Here is a 21,017-nt window from a genome sequence, read left to right as displayed (position 1 = left end):
CGACGCCGGCGTCCGTGGGGCCCGCATGGCACGGGATGCGGGCCCCGGCCTTCTGGGGCCTTCAATCGCAGGAGCGCTGGTCGGGCTTGCCGTCGGTGCACTGGCCCATCGGGGCGAAGCGCGACTCGGCCTCGGTGACGACGTCGTCGACGGGGCGGGCGCACTCGTTCTGGGCGAGCGTGCCGCGCACCTCGAACAGGCGCAGCACCTCGGCGCAGCGCTGCTGGAAGGACTTCACGCCCTCCTTGAAGAGCGGGCGCATGACCTGGGGCGAGAACGAGTAGCCGCTGGCGGTGGCCAGCTGCGACTCGGGCCGGAACATCCAGGAGGTGCGCCAGCTCGACGCGACCTGCTCGAAGCGGGCGGGGCCCAGCCACATGCTGGTGGCGGCCTGGAGCGAGCGCGGCTCGGTGGGCACGAAGCCCGTGCCGGTGCGGCGGCAGTAGGGCTCCGTGGTGGTGGGGTCCTCCACCTGGGCGAGCCGCAGCGCGCAGACGTTGTACTCGGCGAAGCGGCGGCCCACGGCGGCGAGCTCCGCCTGCTGCACCTCGCCCACGCGCGGCTGGGCGACGAACAGGTCGATGGTGCGCATCAGCGTGGTGACGGCGTTGTCCGGGGGCGGCACGGGCGTGGATTCGAGGTTGCCGGTGGAGATGACCAGCACGCGCTCGGCGCCGCGCTGCACGGCCTGGAGCACGGGCAGGCCCGAGCGCACGCCGCCATCCAGGAAGGTGCCCGCGTGGCGGCCCTTGCTGGAGGGAATCCAGGGGACGGGCTCGGCGAGCACGGGCTCGACGATGGAGGCGAGCACGGCGTTGATGAGGCCGTCCACGCGCTGCGCATCGGTGGCGGTGGGCGAGAAGTCCGCGGGGTCCTGGTCGCTGACGCCGTGGACGTCACCGGTCTCGAAGTCGACGGAGACGGAGATCAGCTCCGTGCCGTTGGTGAGCTGCGCGGGGACGACGGCGGAGCGCAGCTTCTTCTCCACGCCGTCGAAGCGGACCAGGCCCTTGAGGTCGGAGGCGATCTTCCACACCCACGTGGAGTTGACGCAGTAGAGGTCCGACTCCACCGAGCAGGTGTAGTTGCCCAGGAGCATGTCGCGGGCCTTCTCTTCGTGGCCGGGCGTGTGGAACAGGTCCACGAGCGTGCTGATGAGCGCGCCGGTGCTGGAGCCCGCGGCCAGGTCGATGCGCGCGTCGCCGCAGCCCTCGGGCTCGGGCTTGCCCCGGCACTGTTCGAGCACGCCGAGCAGGCGCCACATGATGCCGGCGCTGAAGGCTCCGTTGGCGCCGCCGCCACTGAGGACGATGGCGTTGGAGGGGCGGCCCAGTTTGCGGCTCCAGCGGCGGGCGCTCACATACTGCGCGGCGGACTCGGCGCCCTCGCGCAGGCCCTGGTTGAGCAGGCTGGGGTTCATCGGGTCCGAGAGCGAGTCGCCCAGCGCGGCGAGCGACGCGGCGATGCCCATCGCGTTGCCGAGGAAGCGCTGCGCGTCGACCTCCGCGGCGGTGGGCGCCGTCGGGTTGACGCTCTTGGGTTGGGCGGGCAGGCCCCAGAGGCCACCTGGGACGGTGGCGCGAAGGAAGGCATCGTAGCAGGTGGCGTTGCTGCCGCCGGCGTGGGCTCGCAGACACTCCACCTGTTCGACGATGGGGCGGGGGGCGCCGCCGAGGGCGGACATCCACTTCGCGACCTCGGCGGGGTCGGCGTAGGCGTCGACCAGGTGGGCGCGCGTCAGGCGGCCCACGCGCTCGCGGAAGGAGGGGGGCAAAGGAGGCGTCTTCGGCTCCGAGGGCTCGTTGAGCGCCTCGAGGATGTAGCCGGTGCGCAGGAAGCAGCCGCCATTGAAGGTGGCGAGCAGCACGAGACACAGCAGGGACGTCCGACTTCGGTTCACGAGCTTCCCCCGTCATGGAGCGTGACTGGGGGCCTGGAGGTGTGAGGGCGCCCCCCTGATGACGACTCGCGAGCAGGTTACCGCAGGAGGCCCACGTCCCAGCGCGTCGTCGTGAGGTGCGGGGTGTTCCGTGGCGACGCGATGAACATCGCAACCGCGCGTCATCTCGGAGCCAGGGGCCTTTTGTGGGTTGTGCGAACGTGCCGCGCTTCGTGAGGCGCGGCCCGATATCGAGAGCGAGCGATGGGCCGGAGGAGACGACGCGAGGCCCACCCCCGTGAAGGAGCGGGCCTCGCGTGTGCTTCACGGGGGCTTCGTTTCCTTACGGATACACCTCACGGCGGGTCGTCGTGCCCGTGCCCGGCGTGGAGATGGCGCCCTCGGCGTAGACGCGCTGGCGCTTGCTCACGCCCAGACCCGCGCCGAGCACGGAGGCGATGAGGCCCAGCAGCAGCGCGCCGAAGATGCCCCAGAAGACGCGGCCCGACTTGTCCGCGGCCACGAGCGCGCCCTGCTGCACCTGCTGGCCCACCTGGCCGACCTTCGCCCTGGCGGCGTCAATCTGGCCCTGCACGCGGTTGGCGACGTCCTCCGAGTCCTGTCGGGACAGGCGCGTGTTCTCCGCGATGGAGCCGACGAGCAGCTCGCGGTTCACGTCGCCGGTGCGCACGGCGGTGGTGACGATGTCCTTCGTCGCGGCCTCGAGCTGGTTGGCGGTGATGGCGGGCTTGCCCTCGGCGCGCAGCCGCTCGTTCACCGGGCCGAGCGCGTCGTTGGCGTCGAGGCCGAAGGCGTTGGCGACCTGGTCACCCTGGGAGGCGGCGCCCGCGACGGCGGCGCCCGTGGCACCTACCACTCCGGTGGCGGTGCGCACCGCGGTGCCGACGATGGTGGAGATGACCATGCCCATGAGGGCGACGCCCGCGATGGTCGTCAGTCCCCACATCACCGCGCCGTGCATCGCGCCGCCTCCTTTGTCCACCACGCCCGCGGTGCGGGAGGCGACGAAGCCTCCGGCGAAGAGCGCGATGAGCGGAGCGATGAGGCCCCAGATGCCGGTGCCGATGCCCGCCGAGCGTGCACTGCCCGGGTTGCTCGGGTCGACGGACGACAGTCCGAGCGCGAGGCCCAGCGAGTACAGGAGGATGAGCACGCCGAGCGCGACGAAGGTGCCGCCGAGGATGGCGCCCCAGCTGAGCTTGAAGGGCGTTCCCGCACTGGCGGAGATGACGCCGGGTTTCTCTCTTTCCACGATGGTTGTTGCCATGGGCCGGGCCTCCTGCCGCGGTGAGCACCCCTGAAGGGGGCTGCTCGGGTTCCGCGGCAAAGATGGGCATCGTCGAGCAACGGACGATTCCACGGCTCCAGGACGCCCCCTCGGTGAGAGGGAGGCGGCGGAGGCTCACCGCAGGCCGACTGCCTCGATGAGCACGGCTTCCCTCGCCACCACGGGCGAGCGGGGGAGGGCTTCGATGGAGAAGGCGCGCAGCAGCTCGTCGAGTGTCCTGGGCGTCCCGTCGCCCAGCCCGCTCCAGGCGGCGAGCAGGCCCAGCACGCGCACGGGGGCGACGCCGCGCTCGCGCAGTTCAGCGAGGGCGAAGGCACCCTCGCGCTTGGCGAGGCGCTTGCCGTCCTCGCCGTGGACGAGTGGGACGTGGAGGAAGTCGGGCGCTCGTTTCGCCAGGGCGTCGTAGAGCTGGAGCTGGCGGGGCGTGGAGGAGAGCAGGTCGTCGCCGCGCAGCACGTGGGTGATTCCGGTGGCCGCGTCATCGGCGACGACGGCGAGCTGGTAGCTGGCGACGCCGTCGTTGCGGCGCACGACGAAGTCACCGACCACGGCGTCGACGTCCTGGGCGTAGGGGCCCATGAGCGCGTCGATGAAGTGGACCTCGCCGGGGCGCGCGCGGAAGCGGATGGCGGGAGCGCGGGTCTTGGCGCGCTCGGAGAGCTGCGCGGAGGTGAGGTGGGCGCAGGTGCCGGGGTAGCGGGGGCCTTCTTCGGAGAGGCCGTGGGGCGCGCTGGCGGCGCGGGCAATCTCCGCGCGGGTGCAGAAGCACGGATAGACGAGGCCCTGCTGCTCCAGCGTGGCGAGGGCCTCGCGGTAGAGGTCGTCGCGCTGACTCTGGATGAGGGGAGTTTCGTCCCAGTCGAGGCCGAGCCAGCGCAGGTCCTGCATCAGGTCGTCGACGTACTGGGGCTTGCAGCGAGCGCGGTCGAGGTCCTCGATGCGCAAGAGGAAGCGCCCGTTGGCGGCGCGGGCCTGGAGCCAGCCGAGCAGCGCGCTGCGGAGGTTGCCCAGGTGCATCCGGCCCGTGGGGCTGGGCGCGAAGCGTCCGCGGAAGGTGCTCATGGACGGACGAGCGGCTTGCGGATGGCATCGGCAGGTTTGCGGGCGGGCGCCACGGGCTTCGCCGTGGCCTCGACAGGCACGGCGTAGACCGTCTGCGAGGTGCGTGCGCCGCGCGAGGCTCCGGGACTCGGTGAGAGTGGCACGGACTCGCCGAGCCCCGCCTCCACGCCACGCGAGGCGAGCTGTGCCGCGAGCGCGCGCAGCGGCTCACCCGCGTCGAGCAGCTCCAGGTCCATGGCGATGCGAGGCAGCCTGCGTGGCGAGGTGTCGCCGGGCGCGAGGACGAACGCGTCGAGGGCGAGGCCCGCGCCCGAGCGAGACAGGGTGCCGAGCACGATGAGGTCGGCGCCGAGGTCGCGACCGAGGGTCGACGCGGCTTTGAGCGTGGATGCATCGAGTTGATTGTTGGAGAGCGCCAGCGCCAGCGACGCGGCGGGGCCCTCCCCCGGAGGCATGAGGAGCACGGGCACCTCGCGCTCGGCCACGGCCTCCGTCACGCCCGAGACGACCTCGCCCGAGGGCAACGTGGCGCGCCACAGGTGCGCGCCGGGAGGCACGTGCAGCACGCGCACGGGCGTGGTGCCGACGCTGATTCCATCGAGCGTGACTTCGACGCCGGAGGGAACGGACTCGAAGCGGAGGGTGGCGCGAGGCTGCGCGGCGTGGGTGGTGCGGACGCGCTCGACGGTGTGCGCGAAGAGGGGAGACGTCGCGGCGAGAGGAAGGGGCCGCCCGGGCGCGATGGACAGGGCGTGCGTGAGGGCCAGGGTGGCCTCGTCATCGCGGCCGACGGCGTAGCGCACGGCGGCGCGCAGGGCGTAGGTGTCGGAGAGCTCGGCGCCGTCCGTGAGGTGGGCGGCGTTGTCGGCGTAGGACTCCAGCGCGCGGCCGAGTGCGGCATCCGCGCGGGAGAAGTCACGGGCGGCTCGCGCGGTGGTGGCCTCCTGCACGGCGGCATGCGCGGCGGCGAGCGCGTCGACCGTGGTCTCGGAAGGCGTGGTCGCGGGCGTGTCGACGAGCGCGAGCCCGGCGGTTCCATGGACCTCGGAGGCGAGCCGCGCGGCGAGGCGAGGGCCGGCCCGGGCGGGGACATCGCCGGAGATGGCCTGGAAGGGCAGCACGGCCACCTTCTTCCGTGGCACGCGTGGCTGCGCGGCGAGGGAAGAGGCGCCCAGGGCGAGGCAGAGCAGGAGCGCGAATCGCTTCATGGTCGGCGGTGACTCCGAACGTGTTCCTAGCACGGAGCGGCGAGCGATGCCGCGCGGACGGAGCTCCTGCCCGTGTCGATCGGCCGAGGGAGCCTCTCCAGGGCACGCGCACGGCCGTCGGGCGCGAAGCGGCCGATGCGGGACACCTGGGAGGCGTTGGCGCTTCAGCCGAGAGGAGCGCGAGCACGCGCGTGAGGCTCACCGCGGCGTCGCGGACGGTGCTCCTCCGGATGTGTGGAGAGAGGCGTCCTCTTGGCTCAGGTCCTCCCGCTCATGGTTCTTCGGCCTGTCAGCGTGGTCGTCGTGGTGGTCGTGGTGGCCTCCATGCGACGCCATGGGAACGTGAGCGCGAGCGCGACTCCCGCCAGGCCCACGATGCAGTAGATGAGTCTCGAGAGAGCGCTCGCCTGCTCCCGTGTCTCGCCACCGAAGATGGCCGCCACGAGGTTCCAGTTGAAGAAGCCAATCAGCCCCCAGTTGATGGCGCCGATGATGGCGAGTACGGCCATCCCCTTCGCGAGTCCCGACTTCAAACGGTCGGCTTCCAATCGTTCCATGACCTGTCTCCTCGAGTCGTTATGCGTTGAACCGGGAGGCGCGCGTCGCAACCTCCGACTGTCAACGTAGGGTCTGCGTGAGCGGCGTGACGCGATGGCTCGACCGCTCTCGCGGGCTGCGGCGCTGCATCCAAGCCGCATCGCCCCGCCTCACTGGAGCCAGGGGCGTCCCACCGGAGGGTCGTCCCGTCGGGGGGCACCGCGAAGCCCGGGTCTGCGCATCGTTGACGCAATGGAGAAGAAGAGGATGCGATGAACAGGAGAGCCCCTTCTCATCACCACGCCTTGAAGGTCGCGCTCGGCGTCGTGGCCGTGGCGCTGGTGCTGCTGGTCGTCGCGTTGGCGGTGAAGCCTTCCTGGCTCGGCGAGCGGCTGCGCGGTCAGGTCGAGACGGTCGCCACCCGTGCCCTCGGTCACAAGGTCACCCTGGAGAAGCTGGACGCCCATTGGTTCCCGCGACCGGGCGCCACCCTCACGAACCTGCGGGCCGAGGGTGAAGGCGACGAGCCCGTCTTCATCGAGGCACCTCGCGCGAGCGCCACCGTCCAGCTCTGGCCCCTCGTCCGGAGCCTCGGCAAGGACGTGCGCGTGGGCGCGGTGAAGCTCGAGGCGCCACGGGTGAACCTGGTCCGGCGGGAGGACGGGACGTGGAACTACGAGGCCGTGGGCAAGGCCCCGGGAGGTTCCAGCGCGGAGGAAGGAAGGGAGACCTCCGTCGAGGCGCTGAGGATTCGCGATGGCGTCGTGCAGGTGACGGACCGACAGGCGGCGGGGGGCACGGCCGTGGCCGTGCTCCAGGACCTGGATGTGGACCTGGAGCACGTGGGCCCCGGCCTGCCGCTCGAGGGCTCACTGAAGGGGGCGGTGGCCGCCGCGAAGCAGAACGTGGACGTGGACTTCAAGGTCGACCCGCTCCCCACTCGCAAGCCGGAGCCGGGGCAGCCCTGGCCCACGGTGACGATGCACCTGCGCGGCAGGGACCTCTCCGTGCGCGCGTTCCGCGACTTCCTGCCCCCCTCGGCGAGCGCCTCCTTCACCGGGGGCCTGGTGGACGTCGACGCGCAGGTGAAGACGGATGCGGGGCACTACGTCCTCTCGGGCCACGGAGCGGCGAAGGGGCTGCGGCTTCGCGGAGACCCGGCCAGCGGCTCGTTCGACTTCGGCGCGCGGGTGGACCCGGCCAACCCGAGGGCCACGAAGCTGGACTTCACCCGCCTCGCGCTTTCGGGCCCAGGCGTCGAGCTGGGGGGAACCGCGTCGGTCCAGGTGGCGCCGGTGCGCGTCCGGTTCGCGCTGGAGGGCAAGGAGCTCGACCTGAGCCACCTGCTCGGCGCGCTCCCGCCCGAGTCGCAGGCGCAGTCGTCCTCCGCGGCGCTCCCGGCCTCGCTGCGCGCGCGACTGGAGAAGGTGGAGGTGGACGGTGTGCTCGGGCTTGGAAGCCTCCGCCATGGCGCGCTCCAGGCGACGGACGTGAGGGCACAGGCGAAGCTGGATGACGGGGTGCTCGTCGTTCAACGCGGCGAGGCGACGGTGTACGGAGGCCGCGCGGACCTCTCCGGCACGAAGGTGGACCTCACGAAGTCGCGGCCCGCATGGACGCTGAAGGCGGACCTCGAGGGGATGGACACCGCGCGCGCCTTCCAGGCGCTGTCCGACCAGTCGTCATTGCAGGGCCGCGCGAGTGGAGAGCTCCACCTGGTGGGCCAGGGGTTGGACTGGGCGACGCAGCGCGAACACGTCACTGGAGGCGGGAGCGTGCGGCTTCGGGATGGGGCCCTCTCGACGGCGGACCTGGGGGCGACGCTGGCCCCGGTCCTGGCGCGAGGGCTCACGCAGCTGGGACAGCCGGGCTCCGCGGAGCGCGTCCAGAAGGCGGGGAAGGGGACGCGGCTGCGGGACCTGAGCGCGCGGTTCGATGTCCGGGATGGCTGGGTCTCGTTCTCGGAGCCCATGGCGTTCCAGTCGGACCTGGGCGATGGGACGCTGAAGGGGCGGGTGGGGTTGGATCAACGCCTGGAGCTGGAGGGCACGGTGGAGGCCTCCAAGGACTTCGTCTCAAGCCTCACGGGGGGCGTGGTTCCGGTGAAGGCGCCGGTGTCCATCCCCCTCACCATCACCGGCACGTTGAAGGAGCCCAAGGTGAGCGCGGGCAGTCCCACGGACATCGCGAAGGGGCTGCTGCCCGCGGTGCCCAAGGCGCTCGAGGACCCGGTGAACCAGGCGCGCAAGGGCCTGGGGGATTTGTTCCGCAGACCTCGCAAGTAGCGGGCGCGCCAGGCCCATGAGCGGGCATGCGCCTGTCGATGGCGCTTCCCCCCACCCCTCATCCGGAGAGAATGTCGACACCCGGCCCGCCGTTCCCGGGCGGGAGTCCTGATGCGCTTCATCCACTGCTCCGACGTCCACGTCACCGACGACTACTTCGCGCTGCCCCTGCGCAAGCTCGGCTGGCGCCGCTGGGTCGCCCTGGCCGAGCTCACCGTCGGCGGCCGCGCGAAGCGCTACGCCCGCGCGCCCCACGCCCTCTCCGCCATCGCCCGCGAAGTCGACCGCCACGCCGCGGACCACTTCATCCTCTCCGGCGACCTCACCGCCTATGCGCTCGACAGCGAGTTCAAGGGCGCGCGCCAGGCCCTGGGCCCCCTCTCCGACGACCCGGGCCGCTGCACCGTCATCCCTGGCAACCACGACGTCTACACCCCCGGCAGCCACCAGAAGGGCCGCTTCGCCAGCCACTTCGGCCACCTGCTCCACAGCGACCTCCCCGAGCACCGCCGCGAGGGCGCCTTCCCCTTCGTCCGCCTCGTGGGCTCCGAGGCCGCCGTCGTGGGCCTGCTGTCCGCGCGCGTCCCTCGCTCGCCCGGCCTCTCCTACGGCGTCATCGGTGACGCCCAGCTCGACGGCCTCGCGGCCCTGCTGAAGGACCCCCGGCTGGACGGCCGCGCCATCCTCGTCGTCGTCCACCACGCGCCCCTCACGCGCAAGGGACGCGCCGACCGCTGGCACCACGGCCTGCGCGACGCCCAGGCCCTGCTGGGGCTGCTCCCAGGCCCCCGCCATGCCGTCCTCCACGGCCACATCCACCAGCGCTACCACCACCCCGCCACCGCCGAGCGCCCCCACATCTTCGGCGCCGGCTCCTCCACCGAGGCCGGCCACGAGGGCTACTGGCTCATCGAGGTGGCCCACGGCCAGGTCGTGGGCGGCCAGGTCCAGACGCCCTCCCTGTGACAACGCCGCGTCCTCGGCGGTAGAACCCGCCCCATGACGCATCCGCTGGCCACGGACCTGAGCCTCGAGGAATACAAGACGCTGCGCGCGCTCCACCGCGCGGTGGATGACCTCCTCGAGGAGAGCCTCCGCGCGCGTGAGAACCTCACGCAGACCTTCCGCCGCTGCTTCCCGCCCATCCTCGCGCTCACCGGCGCCCGCGCCGTGGCGCTGACCACGCGCGACGAGGACCTGCGCACCCGCACCTGGCAGGAGGGCGACTGGGGCGGAGACTTCCCCGGCCCGCTGCTCGACGGCGCCCCCGGACCCCAGCGAATCGGAGACGCGACGCTCGTCACCCAGCCGCTCGACGTCGCCGGAGAGCCCGTGGGCTCCTTCGGCCTGCTCTTCTCCGGAGACCACACGTCACCGGAGGCCTCGGCCCGCGCCCTGCGCCTGCTCGACACCATCGCCGAGCAGCTCGACACCGTGCTGTGCCTGGTCCACACCGCGTCGGAGAAGCACCAGCTCATCATCCAGTGCAACGCGCACCTGGCCAACCCCGTGTTCGAGGTGGGCATGGACCAGGCGGTGCTCACGCTGGCCCAGCGCGTGCGCGTGCCCTCCTTCCTCCTGCTCTACCGCGACGCCGTGCGCCCCCAGGTGCTCCACTACCGCCTGTACCGCAACGGCCACCTGGAGTTCGAGAGCGGCGAGCAGCCCAGCCAGGACGTGGAGCGCGCCCTGCGCCAGCACGGCCACCGCCTGCTGTCCGAGGAGGTCTCCGCCCTGCGCCAGCTGCTCCCCGGCCGCACCACCGAGGCGGTGCTCATCTCCGGCTCGGCCTCCAGCGAGCCGTTGGGCAAGATCGCGGTCGCCTGCGACGAGGGCTTCTCCGCGTACACGATGGACCTCTTGCGCGTGCTGGCCTCCACGCTCAGCCAGCGCCTGCTCGACTACAACCGCGAGCGCATCCACCTGTCGCAGTTCTTCCCCACCAGCATCATCGACGCGCTCCTGCAGGACCCCAACTACGCGCAGCACCTGCGCGCGCAGGACCAGGAGGTGGGAATCCTCTTCGCGGACATCAACGGCTTCACGCGCATCTGCGAGCACGGCTTCGACAGCCCGCGCAACATCGGCCGCTTCGTGGACGAGTGGAGCGCGCGCGCCGTGGACTGCATCTGGGAGCACGGCGGCGTGTTCGACAAGATGGTCGGCGACTGCGTCATCGGCCTGTTCGGCCCGCCCTTCTTCAAGTCCAGCCGCAAGGAGCGCGCCGAGGCCGCCGTTCGGGCCGCGTGCGACATCCAGGCGCTCACCGCCAGGCTCGGCGCGCGTGAAGAGGTGGCCGCGCTGTGCGAGCGCGTGAAGCTCCCCGGTCTGGGCGTGGCCGTGGGCGTCAACCTGGCCCACGTCAACTGCGGCCTCTTCGGCCCCAACCGTCAGTACACCGCCTTCTCCAGCGGCATGAACCAGGCGGCGCGCCTGCAGTCACTGGCGGGCTTCCGCGAGACGCTCGTCATGGCGAGCGCCCGGGACGTGCTGGTGGACTCCACCGAGCCCTTCATCCAGGGCCTGCGCTTCGGCGCGCTCACCGAGACGCCGGTGAAGAACGTGGCGCAGCCCCTGCGCCATCACCGACTGGACAGCCTCACGCCGTGAGGTGCGAGGCCGCGTAGCGCCGGGAGAAGTGGATCCACCGGCGCTCGTCCACCTCCACCTGCCACTCGGAGTTGGGCGTGAGCGGCAGCCGCTCCTTGAGGAAGCTCTCCAGCTGGTCCGCCGCCTTCACGGGCGTGAGCCCCGGCGCGCGGAAGGCGATGTGCAGCAGCACCTCCAGCCCCGCGGAGACCTCCACGCACGCGCTGATGCGCAGCGGGCCCACCCGGCGCTGGTAGAGCGTGTTCTGACCCGGCCATACGGCAGGGTCCGTCTCCCGGCGCGCGGCCGAGAGCCAGTTGGACGGCTGGAGGATGAAGTCGAGCAGGTCGCTGCTCGCTTCTTCCGTCGTCGAATGCTCCTGGATGGAAAGCATCGCCCACCTCCCCGGGGAAGCCGATGGAAAGAATGTGCCCACGGCCATGGAGCGTGCAAGAGCCCCCCCGCGGAAACCTCGCGGGTGTCCTCCAGCGACACAAGATGAGGGTGTGGGTCCGGAGCTCGGCACAAGGCCTCCGGCGGCGCGACGTTAACGGGCGCGGCTGACATGCGCGCGCGAGCGCGTCACGGGCTGGTGGGAAGTGAACGGCGCGAGCGTCGCTCCACGGCGGACTTGAGCTGACCGCAGCCCGCGTCGATGTCGATGCCCCGGCGTTGACGCACGGTGCTGGGGACACCGTGCGACATCAGCACGTCCTGGAAGGTGCGCACCGACTCGGGTCGGCTCGGCCCGCCGTCGTAGCCCACCGTGGGGTTGAGGGGGATGACGTTGACGTGCGCGTCCATGTCACCCAACAGCGCGCCCAGCGTGTGGGCGTGCTCCACCGTGTCGTTGCGGCCCTCGATGAGCGTCCACTCGAAGAAGATGCGGCGCTTGCGTCGGGCGATGTAGTAGCGGCACGCGTCCATCAGCTCCGCCAGCGGCCAGCGTCGTCCCGCGGGCACCAGCGCCGCGCGCTCCGCGTCCGTCGCGCCGTGCAGGCTCACCGCCAGCTGCACCGGTCGGTCCTCGTCCGCGAGTCGACGGATGCCCGGCACCACGCCCACCGTGCTCAGCGTGATGAAGCGCGGCGCCATGGCCAGGCCCAGCGGGTCCACCAGGACATCCACCGCGGCCAGGGTGTTGTCGTAGTTGTGCAACGGCTCGCCCATGCCCATGAGCACGACGTTGCGCAGCGTCTCGCCCGACTCGCGGAGGATGCGCTGCACATGCAGAATCTGTCCCACGATTTCGCCGGGCGTCAGGTGACGCGACAGGCCCATCTGCCCCGTGGCGCAGAAGACACAGCCCATGGCGCACCCTGCCTGGGTGCTGATGCACACCGTCGCGCGGCCCTTGAAGCGCATGAGGACGGTCTCGATGGTCTGTCCGTCCTCCAGCTTCATGAGCAGCTTGTGGGTGTGGCCGTCGGAGCTGAACGCCTCGTGGTGCGTGGTGAGCTGTCCCAGCCGCGCGCGCTCGCGCAGGGCCTCGCGCAGGTCCGCGCGCAGCCCCTCTACCTCGTCCAGCGCCCGGGCCTGTTGTCGGTACAGGCCGGACCAGAGCACGTCGCGGTGGTGGGGCCGGTAGCCCCAGTCGGACAGCAGCGCGCCGAGCGCGGGCCGCGTCAGGTCGTAGAGGTTGGTGGGCGTGTCGGACGGCATGGCCAGGACGCCAGATAACACACCCGGGCCCCTCGTCACCCGGGTGCCCCGGGGTGGAAGACGGGCGTGCCTCCGGAGCGGACGGCCCGAGGCAGTCCCGGCGGCCGGGCCGGCGAGCCCCTGGCGAGTGCTGCCGGTGCGGGCGACCGTGCACAGGTTGTCCGCGCATGGGGCTCTCCATCCAGCAGGAGCAGTTCGGTCCGGAGGACTTCGAGCGCTTCTCGCGCAGGCTCGACGAGAGCCTGGAGGCGCTGCGCGTCGTCCTCGCCAGGCCCGGCTTCGGCGAAGGACCGACGACGATTGGCGCGGAGCTGGAGTTGTTCCTCGTGGACGACCGGGGCTTCCCGCTGCCGATGAACCAGCAGGTGCTCGCGCGCACGAAGGACCCGCGCGTGACGCTGGAGATGAACCGCTTCAACCTGGAGGTCAACCTGCGCCCGGGGCCGCTGGCGGGGCGGCCCTTCACCGCGCTTGAGGCGGAGCTGGAGGACGCGCTCGCGGAGGTGCGGCGCGCGGCGGCGGCCGAGGGCGCGCGGGTGGCGGTGATTGGAATCCTGCCCACGCTGCGCGAGGCGGACCTGGGCAAGGGCGCGCTGACGGCCCAGCCTCGCTACCGCGCGCTGAACAACGCCATCCGCCAGCGCCGAGGCAAGCCCATCGAGGTCGCCATCCGGGGCGACGAGGAGGCGCTGACGCTCGCCTGGGACGACACGACGCTCGAGGGCGCGAACACGTCCCTCCAGTTCCACCTGCGCGTGACGCCCGCCGACTTCGCGCGCCTGTACAACGCCGCGCAGCTGGCCACCGCGCCCGCGCTGGCCATCAGCGCCAACTCGCCGCTGTTCCTGGGGCGCAAGCTCTGGGACGAGACACGCGTGGCGCTGTTCCGTCAGTCCGTGGATGACCGGGGCGAGCCGGGCGAGGGCGGCTTCCAGCCCCACGGGCGCGTGACGTTCGGCCACGGCTGGGTGCGCGAGGGCGCCTACGAGCTGTTCGCCGAGTCGGTCGCGCTGCACGCGCCGCTGTTGCCCGTGGTGGGGCACGAGTCCCCGCTGGAGCACGCGGCCTCGGGCCGTCCGCCGGGGCTGGAGGAGCTGCGGCTGCACCAGGGCACCGTGTGGTCCTGGAACCGGGCCGTCTATGACCCGAAGGACGCGGGGCACCTGCGCATCGAGCTGCGCGCGCTGCCCGCGGGGCCCTCCGTGGTGGACATGGTGGCCAACGGCGCGTTCCTCCTGGGCCTGACGCTGGGGCTCGCCGAGCGCATCGACGCGCTGCTGCCCGCGCTGCCCTTCGCGCACGCCGCGGGCAACTTCATCCGCGCCTCGCGCAAGGGGCTGGACGCGGAGCTGCTGTGGCCGGGTGAGTCCGCGCCGAGTCCCCGCGTGGTGCCCGTGGTGGACCTGGTGCGCAGGCTCGTCCCCGTGGCGCACCGCGGGCTGGTGTCCGCGGGCGTGGAGGCACAGGAGGCGGACCGGATGATGGAGGTCATCTCCCGCCGGGTGGACACGCGCAGGACGGGGGCGCGCTGGCAGCGGCAGGTGCTCACGCGGCTGGAGGCGGGCATGCCCCGCAGGGACGCCCTGGCGGCGATGCTGGAGCGCTACCTGGACCTCACGGCCTCCGGCGCCCCCGTGCACGACTGGCCGGTGGAGTAGGCCCAGGCGGGCGGGCGGCCTCGGGAGGACCCCCGTCGTTGCGAGCCGGGCGCGGCTGGGGCGAATATCCGGGCGCCCGCCACGTCAGCGGCAGAGGTCCTGCTCTTCGCGCCCATGTCCCGACTCCTTCCTCCGCTGTTGCTGCTCGCTCTTTTGGGAAGTGCCTGCTCCACCCTGCGAGGTCGCGCCGACGAGCTGGCGCGCAACGGCCAGTTCGTCGAGGCCGCCAGCCTCTATGACGACCTCGTCGCCAAGGACCCGCATGACAAGTCCCTGGTCATCGAGCGCGATGGCCTGCGCGGCAAGGCGCTCAGCCAGCTGCTCGGCAACGCGCGGCGCTTCCGGTTGGACGGCATCGACGAGAAGGCCGAGGACGACCTGTTGCGCTTCCTCGACCGGCGCGTGCAGTGGAACGCGAAGCTCAGCGGCGGCCTGGAGAGCTCGCTCCTGGAGGAGATGGAGGGCACGCACCGGCACCTGCGCGCCGTCATCGTCGCGCCCGCGAGCCAGGGCCACGCGCTGACGGCGGAGGAGGCGCTCATCCGCAAGCGCCCGCTGCTCGCGCACAAGGAGATGGTCGGCATCCAGCGCGAGATGGAGTCCTCCGTGCTCCAGAGCGGCAAGGACACCTGCGGGCGCCTCAAGGCCGTGACGTCCGACACCGGCGCGCACTGGCGCGAGGTGGTGTCGCGCTACTGCCGCCACTGGCGCGAGCCCGCCCCCGAGCCCGCTCCGGCCCCCGAGCTCACCGGCGTGCCCACGTGGGAGGGCCAGGTGTCGGGCCTCGACTCCGCGCGCATGGCGCTCCTGCGCTCGCGGCTCGCGCGCGCCTACGAGCTGTCGCCCTGGTACTCGCCCGCCGCGAAGCCCCAGCCGGAGCTCTTGCTCGCCGGCCGCTTCGACACGCGCCGCGGCAGCGAGAACGTGGCCATGACGGCACCGTACACGGAGCGCGTCCCCTACACCGACCACGAGGAGCGCAAGGAGACCATCGAGGAGCCGTTCGAGGCGGACGAGACGTACACCGACAAGGACGGCAAGACGCAGACGCGCAAGGTGACCAAGGTGCGCACGTACACGCGCAACTTCACCGTGCCCGTCACGCGCTACAGGGATGTGGCGCGCACCTTCGAGTACCACGCCCTGCGCCTGTCGGTGGAGCACCAGCTCACGCTGTCCTCCTCGGGGGTGCTGGACGCGCGTCGGGCCCCGCTGGCGACGGTGCTCCAGGACCACCTGTCCGAGTCCTCGCTGGAGCACGACGTCCACTTCGAGCCCGGTGAGATTCGCCCGCGCCGCGCCAGCTTCACCTCGCCCGAGGGCTGGCTGGAGCAGCGCGTGGAGCTGATGGCCCGCCGCTTCGCCGAGTCCCTCTCCGTCCACTGGCGCGAGTCCTACTGCGACGTGCCCATGCGCACATTGGACGAGGCTTCCCGCTGTGCACGCGCCGGCACCACGCTTCCCACTCCTGCCCACCAGCTCCTCTCGGAAGTGCTGGGCGACGACGCGGCGCGCATCCCGGCGCTGTTCGTCAACCGCTGACGCGGTGCGAGAGGCGCGTTGGGTAATCGGCGGGTCAATTGAGACTGGGTGGATTGTTCCAGCAGTCTGACGTGAAATACCCGTGAGTGCGGGTCAGACTCCTTTGTCAGTATTCGTACTCGGCAGCGGAAATTTTCACACAGAGGACCGTATGCATCCGAATGAAGTCCGAAGCATCGCTCGTCGCGGGACACTCGTGATGTGGATGGCTTCTTCTCTGGCGCTGACCGCTTGCGGTGGCGCGGACATGGAGGCCGCATCCTCCGGCGGTGACGCCACCGTGGCGGAGCAGTCGCAGGGCGCCGTCGCGGACCGACGCATCATCGTCTACCTCACGCCGAGCCAGCAGCTGTACGGCGTGAAGGACGGCAAGTCGACGCTCATCGCCGAGCGCGCGAGCGCCCCGTCGGTGTCGCCGGACGGCAGCCAGGTGGTGTTCGCCAAGCTGCCCTCCTCGTGGAACGTGGGCGAGCCGGTGAAGAGCGCGGAGCTCCACCTCTACAAGGCGAGCAACGGCAAGACGGAGCGGCTGACGACGGGCCATGACGACCAGAGCCCGTCGTGGACGCCGGACGGCAAGAGCATCCTGTTCCAGTCGAAGCTGCGCTCGGGGCTCGCGTCCTTCTGGCGCGTGAAGGCCAACGGGAAGAACCTGATGCAGGTGACGAACCGGAGCACGTCGCTCGCCACGGACCCCGCCTACGTGCCGGCCCCGGTGAGCAACACCCCCGTGCAGTGGGGGCCCAACCAGCGCCGCATCATCGTCTACCTCGCGCCGCAGACGACGACCACCACCGAGGTGCGGGTGATGAAGCTCGACGCCCAGGACAACGTCGCGTCGGCCTACAGCCTGGGACAGGGCACCTCGCCCGCGTGGACCGAGGAGGGCAACGTGCGCTTCCAGCGCGAGGAGAACGGCCAGCTCGTCGACGTCGAGGTGAGCGTGCAGTAGTCGCAGGTGAGGTGCGGCGCGAGCTGGGCGCGCCGCGACACGCGAGGGGGACCTGCGGTCAGCCCTCGTCCTCGGCGCCCTTGCGCAGACCCAGCATCCTTCGCAGCTCGCGCGCGGACTGGCGGCTGACCTCCACCGCGTGGCCCCGCGACGTGCGCGCCAGGTAGCCCCCGGTCTCCAGGGGCTCCAGCCTGGCGACGTGGCGCAGGTTGAGCAGCGCCCGGCGGTGGACCCGTTGGAACAGGTCCTGGGGCAGCTTCTCCGCCAGCTCGTTGAGCGTGAAGTCGGTGAGGAACTCGCCCTGCGCGGTGAACACCGTCACCAGCTCGTCATCCAGCGCCGCGTGGGAGATGGTCTCCGGGTCCACCAGGACGATGCCCTGCCGCGTGGGGATGGGCAGCCGCGCCAGCGCCCGGGCCTGCTGCGGCGGCTTCTCCGTGGGGGCGCCGTCCCCGCGGGCGCGGGGCTCCGCGCCGATTCTCGCGCGCACGCGCTCCAGGGCCTTCTGCAGCCGCGCGGGCTCCACGGGCTTCAAGACGTAGTCCACGGCGCCGTGCTCGAAGGCGTCCACGGCGTGCTCGGCGTGCGCGGTGCAGAGCACCACGCGAGGGCCGTCTTCCGGCAGCAGCGCGAGCGCGTCCAGGCCGCTGAGGCCGGGCATGTGGATGTCCAGCAGCACCACGTCCACGCCGCCCGCGCGCACCGCGGCGAGCACCGCCTCCCCGTCGGCCGCCTCGCCGCACACCCGCACGTCGGGCAGCGCGCCCAACAGTCGCGACAGGCGCTTGCGGGCGAGCAGCTCGTCGTCGGCGATGAGGACACGCAGGGGAGGGCTCACGTGATGACTCCTGGCAGGGGGCCCGAGCGGGGCAGGGTGACGGTGACACGGGTGCGCTCCGCGTCACTGGTGAGCGACAGGCGCGCCTGTTCGCCATAGGCCAGCGCGAGCCTGCGCTCCACGGTGGGCAGGCCCGCGCTGCCCTCGCGCGGCCCCCGGGAGGCGCCGGGGTTCTCGATGGCCACCGCCACCTGGCCGTCGCGCACCTGCACCTCCAGCGACAGCCGGCCCCGGTGGCCCGCGGCGGGGCCGTGCTTCACCGCGTTCTCCGCGAGCGGCAGCAGCACCAGCGGCGGCACCGGCACGTCCTCGGCGCCGGGGCGGATGTCCACCGCGAGCTGGAACAGCTCCGGGTCCCTGAGCAGGTGGAGGTCGAAGAGGGTGCGCATCAGCGCCAGCTCCTCGGAGAGGGGCCAGGTCGCCTTGCGCACGCCGGCGAGCACCGAGCGCAGCATGGTGGACAGCCTGAGCACCGCCGCCTCCGCCACCGCGCCGTCCTCGCGGCACCACTCGGCGATGGCGTTGAGCGTGTTGAAGAGGAAGTGCGGGTCCAGGTGGCTGCGCAGCGCGAGCAACTGCGCCTGCTCCGCCTCCAGCGCGAAGCGGGCCGCGCGGGCGCGCTCCTTGGCCAGGGACTCCTCGAAGCCGATGTCCCGCCCCAGCCCCCAGCCGCCGACGAGGAACAGCGCGTTGCACACCATGAGGTTGGTGCGCTGGGTGAGGAACGTGGGCCCCATGTCCAGGAGCTTGGGCAGCACGATGCCCATCATCAGCACCACGCCGCTGCCCAGCGTGCCGTACATCAGCACGCGCACGCCGCCGTGGCTCAAATCCAGCCCGCCGGGGAACAGGACCCGGTAGGTGACGGGGGCCACGCCCACGAAGACCAGGCACATGAGCACGCCCAGGTGCGGGGCGAGCGGCTCGCGGCTGAAGCTCACCTGCGCGGCGACGAGTGGGGCGCAGACGAGGAGGATGGGCACCAGCCTGCGGGGCTCCGCGAGGGCCCGCAGGGTGGCGCGGACGATGGACCCTTCGGGCTTCTCCGACATGCGCCCGACAGAGCCTACACCGTCGGAGGCGTCACTGCTCGGGGGCCTTGTCCACGTCGAGCTCGAGCGCGTCGACGAGGATGCTTCCGGCGAGGACGACGGGGAACAGGACGATGGCGGCGGCGACGAGGAGGGTGGGGGGCATGGGGGTCTCCGGAGGCTGCGCAGCATGCATGCCCAGTCTGACGTGCCCCTCGTGCCCCACTGACCCGGTGGCGCCGGACGGTCGCCGCCCGGGGCCGAGCCGTCGCTTTCAGGCCCCCGCGTCCACCAGCGCGTCCGCGAGGAGGAGCCCGTTGCGGATGCAGTCGTTGAGGCCCACGCCCTTGTAGGCGTTCCCCGCCAGGTGCAGCCCGGGCAGGCGCGTGAGCGCCCGGTCCACGCCGTCCATCCGCTCCAGGTGACCCACGTTGTACTGGGGGATGCCCCGCTTCCAGCGGAAGACCTCGGTGAGCGTCGGCGTGGCGGTGACGCCCGCGAGCGCCCGCAGCTCCTCGCGCGCCAGCGCCACCAGCGCGGCCTCGTCCAGCGCCACCAGGTCCGGCCGCGTCGCGCCGCCCACCATGCACGTGTACAGCACCCGGCCCGCCTCCACGCGGAAGGGGAACACGGTGGACGCGTGGATGGCGCCGAGCAGGCGGCGCTTCTCCATCGGCGGCACCAGGAAGCCGAAGCCGTCCGGCGCGGGCGTCGTCCCCGCGTCGAAGCCCAGGTGCACCACGGCGATGGGCGCGTAGTCGATGCCGCCCACGCGAGAAGCCAGCTCCGCGTCCAGCGGCTCCAGGAGGCCCCGCGTCACGTATGCGGGCGCGGCCAGCACCACGTGGGACGCCTTCAGCTCCGAGCGCTGTCCCCGCTCGCTCACCGCGAGCCGCCAGCCGTCGTCTCCCCGCGTCAGGCCCTCCACCGTGGCACCGGTGTGCGCCGCGTCCCCGAGCGCCGTGCCCAGGGCGTCGATGAGCGTGCCGAGCCCGCCCTCGAAGGTGCTCAGCGCGCCGCTCAGCTTCGGCGCGGTGCTGCCCGCGGGCAGGGCCTTCTGCGCCTTCGCCTGGGCCTTCTGGGCGTGGATGGCGCCGAGCAGGAGGCTTCTGTGCTCGCGCTCCAGCTTCACGAGCTGCGGGAACGTGGCGCCCACGCTCAGCTTCTCCACGTCGCCCGCGAAGATGCCCGTCTGCACCGCGTCCAGCAGCACCCGCGTCGCCGTGGGCCCCAGATGCCGGCGCCCGAAGTCCGCCAGGGATTCGTCCACACCAGCCGCCGCGCGGCCGCTGAACAGCTCCCCCATCACCCGCAGCTTCGCGCCGAAGGGGAGGATGTCCGACTTCAGGAACGCCGGCGGCGATGCGGGCACCGAGCGCAGCCTCCCCCGCGTGTAGACATACCGCCGCTTCGCCGCCCCATCCGCCGCGCGAATCCTGTGTTCCAGATTGAGCGCGGATGCCAGCTCTCGCATGGCGGGCTCGCGGTCCAGGAAGCTGTTGGGGCCCGTCTCCAGGAGGAAGCCCTGCTGCGCGCGCGTGCCCACCGCGCCACCGAGCCGGGGGGTTGTCTCCAGGAGAACGGCATCCCTACCGCGGGAGCGCAATCGCCAGGCGACGACCAGACCTGAAATCCCACCTCCTACGACGGCGACAGTCATGGGTTGTCTCTCCTGAATCAAATTTTCCGGTGACCAGCGTGCACTCACTCGCGTCATTCGTCCGTGTTTTGCCAAGGACATCCATTCGGCGCGTTAATGAAGAGCATGCGCTACGTCATCACCGGAGCGAGCAGGGGCATTGGGTATGAGTTCGTCCAACAGCTCCTCGAGCGCGGCGACATCGTCGACGCCGGGGTGCGCACCGAGGAGGGGAGGCGGCGGCTGGAGCCGCTGAAACACGACTGTGCGGGGCGCTTGAGAGTCCATGCGCTGGACGTGGCCGACGAGGCGAGTGTCAGGGATTTCGCCGACGAGGTGCTGCTGGAGCCGGTGGATGTCCTCATCAACAACGCGGGCGTGCCAGGGTTGTGGTGCGCGCTGACGGACGTGGACTACGCGGACGTGGTGCGCACCTTCGCCGTCAACGCGCTGGGGCCGCTGCGTGTCACCAGCGCGCTGCTCCCGGGGCTCCTGCGGGGCCGCTCGCGCAAGGTGGCCTACGTCACCTCGCGCATGGGCTCGCTGTCGTCCAACAGCGACGGCGGCGCCTATGCCTATCGGATGTCCAAGGTCGCGTTGAACATGGGCGTGCGCAACCTGTCCAATGACTTGCGTGCCCAGGGCATCGTCCCCGTGCTCTTGCACCCCGGTTGGGTGAAGACGGACATGGGCGGGCCGGACGCGCCCTTGCCGCCACGCGACTCGGTGCGAGGGATGCTCAACGTCATCGATGAGCTGCGCGCGGAGCACAGTGGTCGCTTCTTCGACTACCAGGGCGCGGAGGTGCCCTGGTAGCACGAGGGGC

At 71.7% G+C, this 21,017-nt stretch carries 17 protein-coding genes; 7 read left to right on the top strand and 10 right to left on the bottom strand.

Translation table 11 applies throughout. The features are described from left to right. Positions 1–61 precede the first annotated feature (61 nt). From OWM54_RS13660 to OWM54_RS13640, 5 genes are all read right to left on the bottom strand, one after another. Positions 62–1,900 (bottom strand): patatin-like phospholipase family protein, encoded by a 1,839-nt coding sequence (locus tag OWM54_RS13660; protein WP_267697788.1) that lies wholly within the window; start codon positions 1,898–1,900, stop codon positions 62–64. 322 nt (positions 1,901–2,222) lie between these two features. Then, positions 2,223–3,167, bottom strand: a complete 945-nt coding sequence (locus OWM54_RS13655) for a hypothetical protein (RefSeq protein WP_046711382.1) — start codon at positions 3,165–3,167, stop codon at positions 2,223–2,225. 135 nt (positions 3,168–3,302) lie between these two features. Beyond that, a complete protein-coding gene (gene gluQRS, locus OWM54_RS13650; protein WP_267697787.1) occupies positions 3,303–4,250 on the bottom strand; it encodes a tRNA glutamyl-Q(34) synthetase GluQRS in 948 nt (315 codons plus the stop codon). Beyond that, positions 4,247–5,458: a PEGA domain-containing protein gene (locus tag OWM54_RS13645; protein WP_144426598.1), complete on the bottom strand. Its 1,212-nt coding sequence runs from the start codon at positions 5,456–5,458 to the stop codon at positions 4,247–4,249. Before OWM54_RS13645 ends, gluQRS begins: the two co-directional genes overlap by 4 nt. A 257-nt stretch (positions 5,459–5,715) precedes the next feature. Further along, positions 5,716–6,015 carry a DUF378 domain-containing protein gene (locus tag OWM54_RS13640; RefSeq protein WP_046711384.1) on the bottom strand — a complete coding sequence of 100 codons (300 nt, stop codon included), beginning with the start codon at positions 6,013–6,015 and terminating at the stop codon, positions 5,716–5,718. A gap of 252 nt (positions 6,016–6,267) precedes the next feature. Between OWM54_RS13640 and OWM54_RS13635 the strand changes: the two genes are divergently transcribed. From OWM54_RS13635 to OWM54_RS13625, 3 genes are all read left to right on the top strand, one after another. Beyond that, positions 6,268–8,280: an AsmA family protein gene (locus tag OWM54_RS13635; protein ID WP_267697786.1), complete on the top strand. Its 2,013-nt coding sequence runs from the start codon at positions 6,268–6,270 to the stop codon at positions 8,278–8,280. A gap of 111 nt (positions 8,281–8,391) precedes the next feature. Next, a complete protein-coding gene (locus OWM54_RS13630; protein WP_046711386.1) occupies positions 8,392–9,246 on the top strand; it encodes a metallophosphoesterase family protein in 855 nt (284 codons plus the stop codon). Positions 9,247–9,279: 33 nt separating this feature from the next. Next, on the top strand, positions 9,280–10,890 hold the full coding sequence (locus OWM54_RS13625; RefSeq protein ID WP_267697785.1) for an adenylate/guanylate cyclase domain-containing protein: 1,611 nt from the start codon (positions 9,280–9,282) through the stop codon (positions 10,888–10,890). Here the strand turns inward: OWM54_RS13625 and OWM54_RS13620 are convergent. Together OWM54_RS13620 and rlmN are read right to left on the bottom strand one after the other, a co-directional pair. Further along, positions 10,880–11,263: a hypothetical protein gene (locus OWM54_RS13620; protein ID WP_046711388.1), complete on the bottom strand. Its 384-nt coding sequence runs from the start codon at positions 11,261–11,263 to the stop codon at positions 10,880–10,882. The genes OWM54_RS13625 and OWM54_RS13620 overlap by 11 nt on opposite strands. A gap of 188 nt (positions 11,264–11,451) precedes the next feature. After that, positions 11,452–12,531, bottom strand: a complete 1,080-nt coding sequence (rlmN, locus tag OWM54_RS13615; protein WP_046711389.1) for a 23S rRNA (adenine(2503)-C(2))-methyltransferase RlmN — start codon at positions 12,529–12,531, stop codon at positions 11,452–11,454. Positions 12,532–12,698: 167 nt separating this feature from the next. Here rlmN and OWM54_RS13610 point away from each other — a divergent pair, with 167 nt between their 5' ends. The 3 genes from OWM54_RS13610 (at position 12,699) to OWM54_RS13600 (ending at position 16,683) form a co-directional block, all read left to right on the top strand. After that, a complete protein-coding gene (locus OWM54_RS13610; protein ID WP_267697784.1) occupies positions 12,699–14,189 on the top strand; it encodes a glutamate--cysteine ligase in 1,491 nt (496 codons plus the stop codon). Between the two features lie 114 nt (positions 14,190–14,303). Then, positions 14,304–15,731 carry a hypothetical protein gene (locus OWM54_RS13605; protein ID WP_223746319.1) on the top strand — a complete coding sequence of 476 codons (1,428 nt, stop codon included), beginning with the start codon at positions 14,304–14,306 and terminating at the stop codon, positions 15,729–15,731. A gap of 205 nt (positions 15,732–15,936) precedes the next feature. Continuing rightward, the gene (locus tag OWM54_RS13600) at positions 15,937–16,683 is read left to right on the top strand and encodes a TolB family protein (protein ID WP_267697783.1); all 747 of its coding nucleotides are present in this window, start codon (positions 15,937–15,939) and stop codon (positions 16,681–16,683) included. A gap of 58 nt (positions 16,684–16,741) precedes the next feature. On the opposite strand, the gene OWM54_RS13595 is transcribed toward OWM54_RS13600, so the two are convergent. The 3 genes from OWM54_RS13595 to hemG all read right to left on the bottom strand — a co-directional run bounded on the left by OWM54_RS13595 (position 16,742) and on the right by hemG (position 20,212). After that, positions 16,742–17,521, bottom strand: coding sequence for a LytR/AlgR family response regulator transcription factor (locus tag OWM54_RS13595; protein ID WP_223784800.1), 780 nt, complete (start codon positions 17,519–17,521; stop codon positions 16,742–16,744). Continuing rightward, complete coding sequence (locus tag OWM54_RS13590) at positions 17,518–18,573, bottom strand: sensor histidine kinase (RefSeq protein WP_267697782.1); 1,056 nt, start codon at positions 18,571–18,573, stop codon at positions 17,518–17,520. The genes OWM54_RS13595 and OWM54_RS13590 overlap by 4 nt, the downstream gene beginning before the upstream one ends. Positions 18,574–18,826: 253 nt before the next feature. After that, positions 18,827–20,212: a protoporphyrinogen oxidase gene (gene hemG, locus OWM54_RS13585; protein WP_267697781.1), complete on the bottom strand. Its 1,386-nt coding sequence runs from the start codon at positions 20,210–20,212 to the stop codon at positions 18,827–18,829. A 96-nt stretch (positions 20,213–20,308) separates the two neighbouring features. Between hemG and OWM54_RS13580 the strand changes: the two genes are divergently transcribed. Then, entirely contained in the window at positions 20,309–21,007 is a 699-nt protein-coding gene (locus OWM54_RS13580) for an SDR family oxidoreductase (RefSeq protein WP_228556728.1), read from the top strand. Positions 21,008–21,017 lie beyond the last annotated feature (10 nt).

Origin of the sequence: Myxococcus sp. MISCRS1, assembly GCF_026626605.1 — a bacterium.
Taxonomy (GTDB): Bacteria; Myxococcota; Myxococcia; order Myxococcales; family Myxococcaceae; genus Myxococcus; species Myxococcus fulvus.
This window is presented reverse-complemented; position numbering and strand designations above follow the sequence as displayed.

Bases quoted from the DNA above. Each gene is read 5' to 3' on its own strand.
- OWM54_RS13655 (WP_046711382.1), bottom strand. From the start codon at position 3,167: ATGGCAACAACCATCGTGGAAAGAGAGAAACCCGGCGTCATCTCCGCC.
- gluQRS (WP_267697787.1), bottom strand. From the start codon at position 4,250: ATGAGCACCTTCCGCGGACGCTTCGCGCCCAGCCCCACGGGCCGGATG.
- OWM54_RS13645 (WP_144426598.1), bottom strand. From the start codon at position 5,458: ATGAAGCGATTCGCGCTCCTGCTCTGCCTCGCCCTGGGCGCCTCTTCC.
- OWM54_RS13640 (WP_046711384.1), bottom strand. From the start codon at position 6,015: ATGGAACGATTGGAAGCCGACCGTTTGAAGTCGGGACTCGCGAAGGGG.
- OWM54_RS13635 (WP_267697786.1), top strand. From the start codon at position 6,268: ATGAACAGGAGAGCCCCTTCTCATCACCACGCCTTGAAGGTCGCGCTC.
- OWM54_RS13630 (WP_046711386.1), top strand. From the start codon at position 8,392: ATGCGCTTCATCCACTGCTCCGACGTCCACGTCACCGACGACTACTTC.
- OWM54_RS13625 (WP_267697785.1), top strand. From the start codon at position 9,280: ATGACGCATCCGCTGGCCACGGACCTGAGCCTCGAGGAATACAAGACG.
- OWM54_RS13620 (WP_046711388.1), bottom strand. From the start codon at position 11,263: ATGCTTTCCATCCAGGAGCATTCGACGACGGAAGAAGCGAGCAGCGAC.
- rlmN (WP_046711389.1), bottom strand. From the start codon at position 12,531: ATGCCGTCCGACACGCCCACCAACCTCTACGACCTGACGCGGCCCGCG.
- OWM54_RS13610 (WP_267697784.1), top strand. From the start codon at position 12,699: ATGGGGCTCTCCATCCAGCAGGAGCAGTTCGGTCCGGAGGACTTCGAG.
- OWM54_RS13605 (WP_223746319.1), top strand. From the start codon at position 14,304: ATGTCCCGACTCCTTCCTCCGCTGTTGCTGCTCGCTCTTTTGGGAAGT.
- OWM54_RS13600 (WP_267697783.1), top strand. From the start codon at position 15,937: ATGGCTTCTTCTCTGGCGCTGACCGCTTGCGGTGGCGCGGACATGGAG.
- OWM54_RS13590 (WP_267697782.1), bottom strand. From the start codon at position 18,573: ATGTCGGAGAAGCCCGAAGGGTCCATCGTCCGCGCCACCCTGCGGGCC.
- hemG (WP_267697781.1), bottom strand. From the start codon at position 20,212: ATGACTGTCGCCGTCGTAGGAGGTGGGATTTCAGGTCTGGTCGTCGCC.
- OWM54_RS13580 (WP_228556728.1), top strand. From the start codon at position 20,309: ATGAAGAGCATGCGCTACGTCATCACCGGAGCGAGCAGGGGCATTGGG.